This window comes from Helicobacter equorum (assembly GCF_900198655.1).
Lineage (GTDB): Bacteria > Campylobacterota > Campylobacteria > Campylobacterales > Helicobacteraceae > Helicobacter_F > Helicobacter_F equorum.
Genome location: NZ_FZPO01000066.1, coordinates 1 through 14187, shown reverse-complemented (window position 1 = coordinate 14187; position 14187 = coordinate 1). Strand labels below are relative to the sequence as shown.

17 protein-coding genes are annotated in these 14187 nt (G+C 38.8%); 3 read left to right on the top strand and 14 right to left on the bottom strand.

Annotation, left to right across the window (positions count from 1 at the left end; genetic code table 11):
* The 6 genes from C6H22_RS08035 to C6H22_RS08010 all read right to left on the bottom strand — a co-directional run.
* Positions 1-912 (bottom strand): SLAC1 anion channel family protein (locus C6H22_RS08035; RefSeq protein ID WP_104694753.1); only part of this gene is annotated, 912 nt, incomplete at its 3' end.
* Between the two features lie 106 nt (positions 913-1018).
* Positions 1019-2008 (bottom strand): selenide, water dikinase SelD, encoded by a 990-nt coding sequence (selD, locus tag C6H22_RS08030; protein ID WP_104694752.1) that lies wholly within the window; start codon positions 2006-2008, stop codon positions 1019-1021.
* Between the two features lie 80 nt (positions 2009-2088).
* A complete protein-coding gene (gene yedF / locus C6H22_RS08025) occupies positions 2089-2706 on the bottom strand; it encodes a sulfurtransferase-like selenium metabolism protein YedF (RefSeq protein WP_104694751.1) in 618 nt (205 codons plus the stop codon).
* Between the two features lie 12 nt (positions 2707-2718).
* Positions 2719-4062 carry a class II 3-deoxy-7-phosphoheptulonate synthase gene (locus tag C6H22_RS08020; RefSeq protein WP_104694750.1) on the bottom strand — a complete coding sequence of 448 codons (1344 nt, stop codon included), beginning with the start codon at positions 4060-4062 and terminating at the stop codon, positions 2719-2721.
* Between the two features lie 18 nt (positions 4063-4080).
* Positions 4081-5622, bottom strand: a complete 1542-nt coding sequence (gene rny / locus C6H22_RS08015) for a ribonuclease Y (RefSeq protein ID WP_104694749.1) — start codon at positions 5620-5622, stop codon at positions 4081-4083.
* Positions 5546-6208 (bottom strand): 5-formyltetrahydrofolate cyclo-ligase, encoded by a 663-nt coding sequence (locus tag C6H22_RS08010; protein WP_158654679.1) that lies wholly within the window; start codon positions 6206-6208, stop codon positions 5546-5548. Before C6H22_RS08010 ends, rny begins: the two co-directional genes overlap by 77 nt.
* A gap of 62 nt (positions 6209-6270) precedes the next feature.
* Here C6H22_RS08010 and C6H22_RS08005 point away from each other — a divergent pair, with 62 nt between their 5' ends.
* From C6H22_RS08005 to radA, 3 genes are read left to right on the top strand one after another with little or no spacing between them, the layout of a single operon-like run.
* Positions 6271-6963 carry a TlpA family protein disulfide reductase gene (locus tag C6H22_RS08005; RefSeq protein WP_104694747.1) on the top strand — a complete coding sequence of 231 codons (693 nt, stop codon included), beginning with the start codon at positions 6271-6273 and terminating at the stop codon, positions 6961-6963.
* A gap of 31 nt (positions 6964-6994) precedes the next feature.
* Positions 6995-7876: a signal recognition particle-docking protein FtsY gene (gene ftsY / locus C6H22_RS08000; protein WP_104694746.1), complete on the top strand. Its 882-nt coding sequence runs from the start codon at positions 6995-6997 to the stop codon at positions 7874-7876.
* The gene (gene radA / locus C6H22_RS07995) at positions 7876-9228 is read left to right on the top strand and encodes a DNA repair protein RadA (RefSeq protein ID WP_104694745.1); all 1353 of its coding nucleotides are present in this window, start codon (positions 7876-7878) and stop codon (positions 9226-9228) included. The genes ftsY and radA overlap by 1 nt, the downstream gene beginning before the upstream one ends.
* A gap of 1 nt (position 9229) precedes the next feature.
* Here the strand turns inward: radA and C6H22_RS07990 are convergent, their stop codons facing one another.
* From C6H22_RS07990 to C6H22_RS08970, 8 genes are read right to left on the bottom strand one after another with little or no spacing between them, the layout of a single operon-like run.
* Positions 9230-10156, bottom strand: coding sequence for a carbon-nitrogen hydrolase (locus tag C6H22_RS07990; protein WP_104694744.1), 927 nt, complete (start codon positions 10154-10156; stop codon positions 9230-9232).
* Complete coding sequence (locus C6H22_RS08720) at positions 10156-10332, bottom strand: hypothetical protein (RefSeq protein WP_158654678.1); 177 nt, start codon at positions 10330-10332, stop codon at positions 10156-10158. The genes C6H22_RS07990 and C6H22_RS08720 overlap by 1 nt, the downstream gene beginning before the upstream one ends.
* On the bottom strand, positions 10319-10993 hold the full coding sequence (locus tag C6H22_RS07985) for a ThiF family adenylyltransferase (protein WP_104694743.1): 675 nt from the start codon (positions 10991-10993) through the stop codon (positions 10319-10321). Before C6H22_RS07985 ends, C6H22_RS08720 begins: the two co-directional genes overlap by 14 nt.
* Positions 10994-10995: 2 nt before the next feature.
* Positions 10996-11802: a 5'/3'-nucleotidase SurE gene (surE, locus tag C6H22_RS07980; protein WP_104694742.1), complete on the bottom strand. Its 807-nt coding sequence runs from the start codon at positions 11800-11802 to the stop codon at positions 10996-10998.
* A gap of 2 nt (positions 11803-11804) precedes the next feature.
* Entirely contained in the window at positions 11805-12668 is an 864-nt protein-coding gene (locus C6H22_RS07975; RefSeq protein WP_104694741.1) for a polyprenyl synthetase family protein, read from the bottom strand.
* An 8-nt stretch (positions 12669-12676) separates the two neighbouring features.
* Positions 12677-13702: a DUF7488 domain-containing protein gene (locus tag C6H22_RS07970; RefSeq protein WP_233707098.1), complete on the bottom strand. Its 1026-nt coding sequence runs from the start codon at positions 13700-13702 to the stop codon at positions 12677-12679.
* A 9-nt stretch (positions 13703-13711) separates the two neighbouring features.
* Positions 13712-14014: a YbaB/EbfC family nucleoid-associated protein gene (locus tag C6H22_RS07965; protein ID WP_104694740.1), complete on the bottom strand. Its 303-nt coding sequence runs from the start codon at positions 14012-14014 to the stop codon at positions 13712-13714.
* Between the two features lie 11 nt (positions 14015-14025).
* Complete coding sequence (locus tag C6H22_RS08970; RefSeq protein ID WP_267892042.1) at positions 14026-14178, bottom strand: aspartate 1-decarboxylase; 153 nt, start codon at positions 14176-14178, stop codon at positions 14026-14028.
* Positions 14179-14187: the final 9 nt, after the last annotated feature.

Sequence of the window (14187 nt, the reverse complement as noted above, 5' to 3'; positions counted from 1 at the left end):
TTCTGCAACACTTTTGATTGTAAAAAAAGCAACAATACACGTAATCACACACAACAAGACATATAAAAAAATGCCAAAATAAAGCCACAAAGTATATTGAGGCATAATCTCATACATTTTAAATACAGCCAAAACTACCGCAGCACTTGGAAATGTAAAAGCCCACCAAGAGAGAAAAAATTTAAGCTTCAAAAAACTCTTATACAAAAAGAAAAACAAAAACACAAAAAACAGCATAACGCTAAAAAGAAATTGTGCAAAAAAATCATAACTTTCAAGTTTGATATATGTCGTAAAACCCATACTTGGCGGTGCCAACATAATAAAAAGTGTCGGGATAAATTTTTGGGCAAGTTGATCATGAAAGAGGATTCTATAAAAAATAATCGTAAAAAGTACTATGTAAAAAAACATGGCAGTATCAAAGTAATACCACAAAAACCCAAACTCTTGTTTCCCTGATGCTACTACGATAATATTACCCACTATAGGGATAAACCACGCTGGATTAGAATGTTTTATCTCTATGTTGTTACGAATCCAAAAAGCAATGACATAAAAAGTAAGAAAAGTTTGTATCACAAGCCCTATGCCAAAAAATACATCATACAAAAGCGTATATTCTTCAAAAAGTTTTGCAAGCAACATAAGTGAGATTGAAAAAGTAGCAAAGAAATTAATTTTGATAGGGTGGCGAATCTCATCTTTTACAGATTCTATAGCACTAAAAAGTTTCATCACATAACAAAGTGTAAAAAACACGAACAACCCTAAAGACACCAAACGAACAATCATAAATATGGCTTTTGCACTCTCACTCTGCAAAGTTACACCAAGCTCTAATGTCGCTAAAGCAAAGCCACATAAGCCCATAATTACAGCAAAAAACATAATAGGAAATTTTGCAAGCATCTTACGATCCTTTAGCGATGATTTAGATTCTAAGCCCTTAATTAATCTCGCACAAGTAAATCCAAAAATGCCTTAATCATTTATAAAAATCTACTCCTAATCTCTCTCAACCTAGCAAAATAGTATTGTGGCGTTTTGGGAGAATCTCCCCTATGATAGTTGCATACTCATAACCTGCTCTGCGCAAATCATACACAAGATCTTTTGCTTCACCCATAGGCACCGCAAAAAGCAACCCTCCACTTGTCTGCACATCATAAAAAATACTATCATCGCTTATATCACATTCTATACTTACAAATGGGGTAAATGCCTCCTTATTTGCGTATGTCCCACCGGGAATAATGCCTTCTTGCGACAATGTATGCACCTGTGAAAAACACGGAATATCACTACTATATAGTAGCACGGAATATTCTGCCCTGCCTTTGGAGCACATCTCAAAAACATGTCCTATAAGTCCAAATCCTGTAATATCGGTGCAAGCATGAATCTCATATTGTCTTGCAATCTGTGTGGCATACATATTAAGTTTGCATAATGATTGGATCATCTCATCAGCGTGTGTAACAACTCGTGCCTTAAGTCCTGTGCTTACAATCCCAGATCCAATAGGCTTACACAGCACGAGTAAATCGCCTATTTGTGCAGTATTATTACGCCACAAATGTCTAGATTCAACCATTCCAGTAACACTTAAACCATATTTTTGCTCGCTATCTCTTGTCGTATGCCCACCCAAAAGTATTGCGTGAGATTCTGTAATTTTACTAAGACCACCCTCCAAGATCTCTCGTGCCATTTCCTTACTCACATGAGCACTATCCCACATAAAAAGATTTAGCGCACTAAGTGCTCTACCGCCCATAGCAAAAACATCGCTTAGAGAATTTGCAGCCGCTATCTGTCCATAAATATAAGGATCATCGACAATAGGGGTTATAAAATCTGCGGTATTTAATAAAATATCACCGCTGTGTTGTGAATCTAACACAAAAGCGCCACAATCTTCATTATCCTCAAAACCGATGAGCAATTCCTCGTATGAAGGTTGTTTGAGCAAGCTCGTAATTTGTCTTAAGTCCTCCGGACCCACCTTTGCCGCTCAACCAGCACACGAAACAAATTGTGTCAAACCCTTTGGCTCTTCCACATAAACTCCTTACATACTTTGGGTTATAATCGCACTACACCTTCGCTTTTAAGCATATTTTGCATACTCTCAAGCGCATTCCCGATCATTCCCACCTTAAGTCGCTCCGTCAAAGCATAATAACTCAAGCACGATCCACAAGAATAAATCTCTACACCGCTTTTTTCAAGCTCTTTTAATACCTCTACAATATCATCATTTTCTACTTCTGTATTATCAGTAGTCAGCAACACACCGCGATTTACAAAAAGAATTCTTTGTGGCAAAACATCGGTATTACTAAGGGATTTCAAAAAAGCATTAATAAGCATCACGCCAAGTTCTCCCTCGCCAACTTTATCATCAGTAACAAAAAGGATTTTGGGAATAATTTTCTCGCTTAATGTGCACTTGGTGGCATCTTTTTTCCCTTTGATGAGAATCATATATTGATCCCCTTGAGAATGCCCTATTTCAAACTCATATCCAGTAGTGCGTAAAAAGCGTGAGAGATTTTCCTTTGCACTAAGAGTATTTCCCAAAATCTCATAACTCGCATATTGCAATGTCGCTTCTGTAACACCAATAAGAGCCTTTTTAACTTTGACTACAGGTTCTGGACAAGGTAAGTCTCGCACATCAATTTGCACTATATTATTCATCACACACCCCTTTTATCGCATACCCTTTATCATATCAGCAATCAAAAATGCCATTTCAATAGCCTGCATAGCATTAAGGCGTGGATCACATTGTGTATTGTAATTACAAGCTAAGCCCTCTTCTGTGATAGCTTGCGATCCACCTGTGCATTCTGTAACATTCATACCTGTCATCTCCAAATGCACACCACCAGCAATCGTGCCATTAGCTTTGTGAATCTCAAAAAAGCTTTTTACTTCATCAAGCACCCTATCAAAATTGCGTGTTTTATAACCATTTTGTGCCTTTATGGTATTGCCATGCATTGGATCACAACTCCAAAGAATATTGCGCCCCTCGCCCTTGAGAGAAGCTAAGAGTTTTGGTAATTTTTCTCTGATTGTATCAGCACCCATACGAATGATAAGATTTAATCTGCCATATTCATTTTGAGGATTTAAAATATCGCATATGCCCAAAATATCATCTTTTGTGGCATTTGGTCCAATTTTAACGCCCAAAGGATTCTTAACACCACGCAAAAATTCCATATGTGCCTCATCTACACCCCTTGTCCTCTCGCCAATCCAAAGCATATGTGCCGAACAATCATACCACTCCTCTGTAAGTGAATCTTGCCGACATAACTGTTCTTCATAGTGTAAAACAAGTGCTTCGTGAGAGGTATAAAATTCTGTTTCACGCAAAATAGGTGAATTTTTAGAATCTATACCACACGCACTCATAAATGCGAGAGCTTGCGTGATTCTATCAGCCAATTCTTCGTATTTTTGCCCAAATGCATTATCTTTTACAAAACTTAGATTCCATTTATGCACCTGGTTTAAATCTGCAAAACCACCTTGCGCAAATGCACGCAAAAGGTTGAGTGTAGCAGCACTTTGATGATAGCCTTGCAAAAGCCTTTGTGGATCTGCCTTGCGCGCTTGTGGTGTAAAAGCCACATCATTGATAAGATCGCCACGATAACTTGGCAAACTCACACCATCAATACTCTCCATATCACTGCTACGGGGTTTTGCAAACTGCCCGGCCATTCTGCCTATTTTGACTATAGGACAACTCGCACCATATGTAAGAATTGCACCCATTTGAATAATAACCTTAAACAAATCACGAATATTTGTCGCGTTAAACTGCGCAAAACTCTCCGCACAATCCCCACCTTGAAGCAAAAATGCCTTACCTTTGGCAACTTTGGCAAGTTGCTCTTTTAGGGCTCTAGCCTCTCCAGCAAAAACAAGAGGAGGATATTGAGAAAGTGTGTGCTCAACTTCAGCAAGTACTCGTGTATCCTCATAAACTGGATGTTGCTTGATAGGCTTTTTACGCCAAGATGTCTTTTTCCATTGCATACTAACTCCTTTCATAATTTATTTTGCGTATTCAATCGTCCTAAATTCCCGAATGACATTCACTTTGATTTCACCAGGATATTGTAAATTTGCTTGAATATCTTTAGCAATTTCTCGTGCTACCACAATACTTTCATCATCGCTTACCAAATCCGCACTCACAATCACACGCACTTCTCGCCCTGCACTAATAGCATAGGCTTGTTTAACGCCAAACTTATCCAAAGCAATGTGCTCAATATCTTGCATACGCTTAAGAAAATTTTCCAATACTTCTCGCCTTGCACCCGGTCGTGCCGCCGAAAGCGCATCGGCTGCACATACTGCAGCACATTCTATGCTCTTGGCTTCTTCATGTCCATGATGAGCAAGGATAGCATTAATCACAACAGGATGTTCTTCATAGCGCGAACATATCTCCACGCCCAAATCTACATGACTTCCCCCTAACTCCTGTGTAAGAGCCTTACCAATATCATGCAAGATTCCAGCGCGTCTAGCAAGTTTCTCATCACCACCAAGTTCCCCTGCAATGATAGACGCAAGCTTTGCCACCTCCAAGGAATGCCCTAAAGCATTTTGCCCAAAGCTTGCACGATATTTCATCTTGCCAAGGAGTTTTTTTAATTCTGGGTGCATGTATCCAAGTCCCATATCAAATACAATGTCTTCACCATCTTGCAAAACCTGTTCTTCCATTTGAGAAGAGATTTTTTCATACATTTCCTCTATACGAGCGGGTTGAATCCTACCATCTTCTATCAACGCTTCTATTGTCTTAAGCGCGATAGTGCGTCTATAAAGATTAAAATTACTCACAATAATCGTATTTGGCGTATCATCAATAATAATATCTACACCACTAAGCATTTCTAGCGTGCGAATATTACGCCCTTCTTTGCCTATGATACGCCCTTTTAATTCATCATTTGGGAGATGGACCACACTGATGAGTTGCTCACTTGCATATTCTCCTGCATAACGCGTAGTCGCCTGTGCAAGAATATAGTTTGCCTTTTTTTGCGCATCTTGTTTGGCTTGTATCTCATAGCGCCTAATCATATGTGCCCTATCTTCTATTAGCTCTTCTTCTAAAAGTCCAAGCAAAATCTCTTTTGCTTCTTGATGCGAAAGCTTTGTGTAATTGCTGAGTAATTCTAGGACTTCCTTTCTTGCACTCTCGTATTGATCTCGCACTTTTTTATTTAGAGAATCTACATTTAAAATCTTATTTTCCAAACGACTTAATCGTGCTTTTTCACTTTCTAAAGCTTGGGTTTCACGCTCAAGCTTATGCCGAATCTTGTATTCTTCTTTTTCAAGTTCGCTCATTTTTTGTTCATAGCATTGTTTAAGTTCTAATTCGGCTTCCTTATGCTCGATCTTTTGCTCATTAAATAATTTTTGTGCCTCATATTCTATCGCGTTAGCTTTTGCCTTGGCTTGTTCGAGCAATACATCAGCATTTGAGGTAAAAATCTTTTTAGTTACTAGATATGTTACCACACCCACGATAGCGCCAAAGATTATAAATTCTATCACTTTTAAAAGAATGTCCATATCGTGTCCTTTTACAACACGCCGTTGCACTTATAAAATAATGACCTCGTATATCATGAGCTTGTGTAAGCACCCTATCACTCACACAAGCAAGACGACTCACAAAAATAAATGGAATTGTTTTTTGGCGAGATTGCGAAAAAAATCTATCATACATTCCCTTGCCAAAGCCTATGCGCCTAAAATCTCTATCAATTCCCAATACAGGTATAACAGCCGTGTCAATTTTTGCTAAATTAAATTCTGATTTAGTTGTTTCAAAAATACCATACACATTTTTTTGTAATGGCAGACGCAATGCTACCATTTTAAACCTTATTCCTCCCATAATATAGGGAAGAAAAATTTTCTTTTTTTGTTTTCGAAGTTTAAGAAGAAGTTTTTTGTTATCAGATTCAAAACCAAAGGGCGTATATAGCAAAATATTTTGCGCTTGCAATTTTTCTAAAAGCTTATAAATCCTAGTATTGACACGATACGAAGCTACATCAAATCCCTTGCAATGTTTTTTGTGTGCATGTTGCAATGCCTTCTTGCTCCAAGAACGAAATGCTTTTTTTTCATCATCGTTTGTATTGATAGACAAACTCACTCCTTTTTTTGTATAATCACACCATTGTATCATATCGTATCATCGTGGAGGTAGCTATGAAAAGATTTTCTTATATCGCATATATGTGTTTGGTCTTTGGTCTTATGGTAGGTTGTCAAGACAACAAAAATACACAAAACGCACAAAAACGCGATCTTTTTGCTTATACGCTTATCGCCATTGATACACAAGATTCCCAACAAAATTCCGCGCAAAAATTAGTTATCGAAGTCTTAGATCAATCTAATGATCGTTTAGCCTTTTATCCAGGTCAAAATGATAATACTCAAAAAAGTGATTTTGCTAAAAGTATTTTTGATAAACCCAAACCAACTATTGTATTATTCACACAAGATGATTGCAAAAACTGCCTTACCCAAGCACCATACATTGTCAAACTCAAAGAAAAATATCCCTCCCAAATTGATCTCTTGATCCTTAGCACACATACACAAACAAATGGTGTAGATGAGATACTCAAAGCACATTACAAAAGCTATCCTATCTACACGCCAAATGATTCTAAAAGCCTTGTTGCATTCTTAAACAAAGATATTTCACAAGGCTATCTCGCCCTTTTTGATGAAGAGGGCAATAAAGTTATTGATTATGTTGGGCTTGTGCCACCAGAAATACTAGAGCGTGATATTTTATTTTTAATCCACGATACAGAATTACCTCAAGCAACCCCCCAAAATTCTACACAAGCTACGCAAGAAAATGGGGATTTACAATCATCTCAAGAATAAAGTAATTTTTTTACACATTTAGGAGTCCATTATGTTTTCTCTCCTTGCCAAAACAATGAAGAAAACGACGAGCAACATCACTTCTTTGCTTGGAAGCAAAAAAGAAAAGATTCACAAAGAAGAACTAGAACAACTTTTGATAGAATCTGATGTCGCCTATGACGTTGTAGAATCTCTTTTAGATTCTCTTCCCACACATAGCACAAGAGAGCAGTTACAAAATAGTCTAACTTCATTGCTTACACCCCATATATATTCGCTTTCAGACACACCATATACATTAGAGGTCTTGCTCATTATAGGTATAAATGGTGCAGGCAAAACAACCACAATCGCTAAACTCGCCTACAAATACAAACAAGAGGGCAAAAAAGTCCTTTTGGGTGCTGGTGATACTTTCCGTGCTGCAGCTATCGAGCAATTAAAAGGCTGGGGAGAAAAACTCCAAATCCCTGTGATAAGCACACAACACGGACACGATCCTAGTGCGTTGGCTTTTGATGCAATCTCCTCAGCTTATGCCAAGGGTTATGATATTTTATTACTTGATACTGCAGGGAGATTGCATACCCAAACTAACCTAACAAATGAGCTTTTAAAAATTATTCGTGTGAGTGAAAAGGCATTAGCAGGACACACCCAAGATACACACATACGAAAGTTTCTCATACTTGATGGTACACAAGGGAACTCAAGCATCACTCAAGCTAAGCATTTCTCCCAACACACAACAATCGATGGCATTATCGTTACCAAACTTGATGGCACAAGCAAAGGTGGGGCAATCATTAGTATTATTAGTGAATTACAGATTCCTGTGTTATATTTGGGCGTAGGTGAGGGAGCGCAAGACTTGCTTCCTTTTGATGCACAAACCTACATCACAACATTGCTAGATTCTATCTTTGTATAATGGCAAAAAAACACACACTCTTTGAATGCCAACATTGTGGTTTTGAAAGTAGCAAATGGCTAGGAAAATGCACAAATTGCGGTGCATGGGAATCTTTTGTCGAACTTAGCGCTACACAAATCCAAACCCTAAAAAGCATTCAAAACGCCAAATATACACCAACTGCTAAAGCCACGCCTATCACGGATGTAGCATTCCAGGCACTCCAAACCTTCACTTCCTATGAAGAAGAACTTGATATTGTGCTAGGTGGAGGGATTGTCAGTGGTGGATTATATCTTGTTGGTGGTAGTCCGGGTGTGGGAAAATCCACGCTTTTACTCAAGATTAGCGGATCTATTAGCCAAAATACACACAACAAAGTTCTATATGTCAGCGGAGAGGAAAGCCCTAGTCAAATCAAGCAACGCGCACAAAGATTGGGTTGTGTCAATGAAAATTTATATTTGCTTAATGAAATTGACATGCATCAAATCCGATCTAATCTCTTGCAAGGAGAGTACACAATGTGCGTGATAGATTCTATCCAAACGCTGTATTCTCCAGATATTTCCTCTGCACCTGGATCAGTCTCGCAAGTGCGTGAAATTACCTTTGCACTTATGCGTCTTGCAAAGGAACAAAATATCGCAATTTTTATCATCGGACATATCACCAAAGAGGGCTCAATCGCTGGTCCTAGAGTGCTTGAGCATATGGTAGATTGCGTGCTGTATTTCGAAGGCGATCCTAGCAGGGATTTACGAATCTTGCGAGGATTTAAAAATCGTTTTGGTAGCACAAGTGAAATAGGAATTTTTGAGCTTAAAGAACAAGGTTTAATAAGTGCCAAAAATGCCTCTAAACTCTTTTTTTCACAAAAACCCTCACAAGCAGGAAGTGCAATTAGCGTGCTTTTGGAGGGCTCTAGAGCATTAGTTATTGAGATTCAGGCATTGGTGAGTGAAAATACCTTTGGCAACCCCAAACGATCTAGCACAGGGTTTGATAATAATCGCCTTACGATGCTTTTAGCCCTTCTTGAGCGTAAGATCGAAATCCCACTTAATCGCTACGATGTGTTTATCAATGTAACAGGTGGGATTAAGATTAATGAAACGAGTGCCGACCTCGCTGTCATAGCTGCTATTATCTCAAGCTTTAGAAATCGCCCACTAAACAACAAAACTGCCTTTTTGGGTGAAGTAAGCCTCATTGGCGATATTAGAGAAGTGCATAATATCGATCTACGCCTCAAAGAACTTGAAAGCTATGGATTCCAAAAAGCCATACTCCCCAAAAAGCCAGAATCTAAAGGTAACATCAAATGCTTTGAAGCTGATGATGTGCAAAAAATCCTAGAATGGATGTGATTTAATCACAAAATCGTTTTAAAAGTGGATCAAATGCTTCAATACGTCGATCGCGCAAAAATGGCCACATACGCCGAACTTCTTCGCTTCTTTTGAAATCTATATCAACTAAAAGCGTGTGTTGCGTATGAGAATCTGCTTGTGCCAAAAGTTCTCCTTGCGCACCAAAAGCAAAGCTATTGCCCCAAAAGCGTATACCCTGTGTGCTTGAAAACTCCTCTTTTTGCAAATCTCCATTCCAAAACTCACAAGCTTGAGAAAAATTAAGACATGGCTCAAAACCCACACGATTTATCGCCACTACTGGCAAACCATTTGCCACACTATGACCTCTTTGCACCGCTATCCAAGCCTCTAGTTGTCGTGTTTTTTCTACCTCACTATCCTCATCAAACCACCCAATAGCAGTTGGATAAATCAGCATATCAGCACCTTTTAATGCCATAATACGTGCAGCTTCTGGATACCATTGATCCCAACATACAAGCACTCCAAGTCTGCCTACACTTGTATCAATAGGTTCAAAACCCAAATCACCGGGCGTAAAATAAAATTTTTCATAAAATTGTGGATCATCAGGAATGTGCATTTTGCGGTATTTACCTGCAATTTCACCATTAGATTCAAACACAACAGCGGTGTTGTGATACATTCCTGCCGCGCGTTTTTCAAAAAGCGAGCTTACAAGCACGATGTGAGCTTGTTTTGCGACATCAGAAAAATACGCAACATCATCTACAAAGTTATGAGCATAGTCAAAAAACGCAGGATCCTCACATTGACAAAAATACTCTCGCGTATGTAATTCTTGTAGGCATACAAGTTGCGCACCATTGCTTGCAGCCTCCAAAATTGCTCTCTTTGTATGCTCCATACTTGCTTCCCTAGAACCATTGTAAGCTTGCTGGATAAGCGCGACCTTAGGCATTATTCTTCCTCATATTCATAGTCGGGATTCTCATAGTCATCATCATCATACCCACTTGTTTGATGCCACTCTTCCTCATCATCATACCTAAAATCCTCTCCATATCGTGAATCTTCCTCATCTTCATAATCCTCATAGATTTCAGAATCTTGATACATTTTTTCAATACTTTGCATTCTCTTCTCCTTGTAAAATATCTCGCACGACTTCTGAAGCAATTACCAAACCAAAACTCCCTGTAACCGCACTAAAACTTCCTAACGCCTTGCATTTTGGATCCTCTGGACTAAAAACAACTTTAATCTTTGCTTTTGGATTATGTTTTTTAAGATTCTCTCGAAATTTTCGTGCAAACTTATCACCATAACTCTTCCATACATTTGCTACCTGTATGCGTGTAGGATCAAGCTTTTTGGCGCTACCTGTAGAAACAATATAACGCCCATAAGGCTTTTGTGAAGCAATGAGTGCGATGGCAACCTTGGCAGGTATATCATCGATAGCATCAATAATATAATCATACGCCAAAATATCGTGTGTGTGCAAAAACGCATCATCTACTCTTGTTTGTAATGCACGAATACCGGGATATTTGCGCGATAAAACCTCGACCTTTGGCTCACCTACAGATTCTGAACCAATTTGGCGATTTTGGTTTGTTACATCAAAGCTATCAGAATCTACAATGGTAATCTCTCCTATACCGCTACGATACAAACAATCTAACACAAAACTTCCCACTCCACCAACACCAAAAAGTAGAACCTTTGTGCGTTGTAATGCCTCAAATCCTGTGCCAAACAAGATTCTTGAGCGCGTGAATCTATCTTGAGTCATCACTACAACCACTCACGCACATTGCGTATGTCTTCATAGCTCGTAAGATCAAGTTTAATAGGTGTGATAGAAACATATTGCCCTTTGATCGCATCAAAATCATTCTCTCCACTAAATGTTTCACCATTGACTTGCGGTGTATCGGTGCGTGTTTCCCACATCAATGGTTGAAGCCCCAACCAATGATACTCTTGCCCTCTAGGATTACGATGGAGTTGTGCTTCATTGCCATAGATTCTATAACCCATTTGCGTTACAAGCGTGCCCTTGCATTGTTTAGGAGAAATCTGTGGAATATTGACATTCAAAAACTTTCGCTTGCTAAGTGGAAAGCCTTTGGTAAAAATTTTTTCCACCAATGCCCCAATACTTTCTTTTGCAAGGGCAAAATCAAAATCTTGTGCAAGATTCTTATCGCGCATAGTTTGTGAAATCGCAATTGAATCTATCCCATGCAAACAACCTTCCATAGCACCTGCAGCCGTGCCAGAATATGTAATATCCTCGCCCATATTTGAACCGATATTAATGCCAGAAATCACCAAATCTGGGCGGTTATTTTCTTCATAGATCGTATGCAATGCCAAATACACACAATCACTAGGTGTGCCATCTTCAAGCTTATAAAAGTCATCATCAACTTGGACAAAATGTAAGGGGCGTGTGATGCTTAGTCCATGCCCACAAGCGGATTTCTCACTTGCAGGAGCGACTATGACAACCCTTGCAAGATCTTTTAAGGCATCTCTTAAAGCTAAAAGCCCGTATGAACTAAACCCATCATCATTAGTCAAAAGTATCTGTTTCATTGCTATCCTTTAATCACAAAATATGGCTCTATAAGCCCCAAAAGGTTTGTTGCAAGGTTTTTGGGCAATGTTGTTAGCAAGGCACGCATAGATTCTATAAGCTCATCACATTCTTTTTTAGCACCTTCTATACCCAAAAGATTGACATATGTATTTTTCCCCTTATCATTATGCAAGGTTTTGCCCTCTATGAGAGTATCACCCAGCACATCAAGCAAGTCATCACGCACTTGAAAAAATAATCCTAACACCTCGCCAAATCTATCAAGGCATTGGCGTATTTCATCGGATGCATTACCGATAATCGCCCCAAAACGCAATGATGTAGCAATCAATTTTAGGGTTTTGTTTTGATGAATTATTTTGAGTTGTTCAAGATTTAAGGTCGTATTTTCAAATGCACAATCAAGCACTTGCCCCAACACCATACCACTAAAACCAGCATTATGTGATAATTCATAAATAAGGGCGATTTTGCTTTGTGGATCAAGCTTAGCCGTACTTAAAAGCTCAAAAGCATATGTATTAAGCGCATCACCCACCAATAATGCAAGCGCTTCATCATAGGTTGTGTGCAAAGTCGGGTATCCACGACGCAAAGGCGAATTATCCATACAAGGCAAATCATCATGGATAAGCGAATATGTATGCAAAGTCTCTAGTGCAAGCGCAGGGATAAAGGCATTTTTTAGCATTTGTGGCGCTATGGAATCCACAACACACAAACATAATGCGGGACGAAACCTCTTCCCTCCTGCCAAAAGCATTTCCCACAAGGCTTTTTGATAATGAGGATGAAAGCTCTCCACTTTTGGCGCACTCGCTACAATAAAGTCTTCAAATTCCTGCATAATTGCTATATTCATGGATCTCCCTAGATTTTGATAAAAAACTCAAACTCACCACGGCGCACAAGTAATTGAATCTTGCCATCATACATTGCAAGTTCTTTTGGATCAAGCGTATGACTTAAAAGCTGTGTCAGATTCCCTAAAGTAGCCGGTTGTTTGTTAATCCACACGATTCTATCACCAACTTTAAGCTCTGCAAACCTATCTAGTTTAGCACCTTTTTTGCGTATCACAAGATTACTATCTACAACAATCCCAAAACGCTCCAAAAATGTATCACGCAACAAAAACCCTCCATAAAGTCTATCAGGCTTCAAGCTAAAAGTGTGTAATTCCACACCACGACGCACTTGCACGGAAGCATTTTTGGATCGCGAAAGATTTGTAATAATCCAAATGGCTTGTTCCCTAGATGCGATTTTTATCGCATTAATACTCACAATCTCATCACCTTGCAAAAATGGATTATGAGGGAAAAATGGATCACTAAGTGCAACAATAGCGCGTTTAGAATCTGCCCCAAAACGCACACCAATATCGCTATAAATAATCTCTTTGGCATCTAAAAATCTATCAATATAAGGCTTTTCAATAAATTCCTTACCGCCAACACCCACACCATAAATTTGATAACAAATATTACCGATTACGCTATTACGTTGCAAGGCATTGGAAAAACGTGCATAACTCAAATAACTAGTTTGTCGTGCAGTGATAGATCCCCTCATGGGCTGCTTAGCGGATATAGCCACAAGGTTTTTGTCCTCTAGTGTGCGTTTATCAAGTGTCAGAATATCGTAACTTAGCTTTGTGGGCTTAGATTCTATAAGATAAAACCCCATAAATGGATCGCTTTTTAGAATCTTTGCTTTTGGTGGCGTGCGCGCATACAAAAAATACACGACTTTATTGTTATGCTTAAGTGCTATAGCGCGTGTATCACCCACAGGAACACTCGCATTCTTATAATATTCCACACAATGCTTATATTCGTATTCTTGTGCATACAAACCACCCAAAAATACAAGACAAAGCCACCAGCACTTCAAGGATACGCCTTATTTTTTAAACATATCAAAATTACCAAGCATATCAAAGGCACTCTTTTGCTTATTTTGCTCAACATTTTTATACGCATCATTGAGTGCTCCCATAAGCAGGATTTGTAAAGAATCTTTATCTTCTAGCAAACTATCATCAATTTTTATATCCACCACTTCGCCCACGCCATTAATACTCACTTCTATCAACCCACCACCACTTTTGGCAGTAAAAACCATATCTTTATTTTTATTTGCGAATTCTTGAAGTGACTCTTGGATATTACCAAACATCGCACCTAATTGCTTTGGATCAAACATAACTACCCTTTTTAAGAAATATATAGTATCTTATTGTTTTGTTGTGCATCAACTTGCACAATTGTAGGCTTAAATACCTCACATTCACTCTCTTGCAATATGGCATACGCCACAATAATCACGATATCACCTACTTGTGCCTTTCTCGCGGCTGCACCATTGATACAAATCTC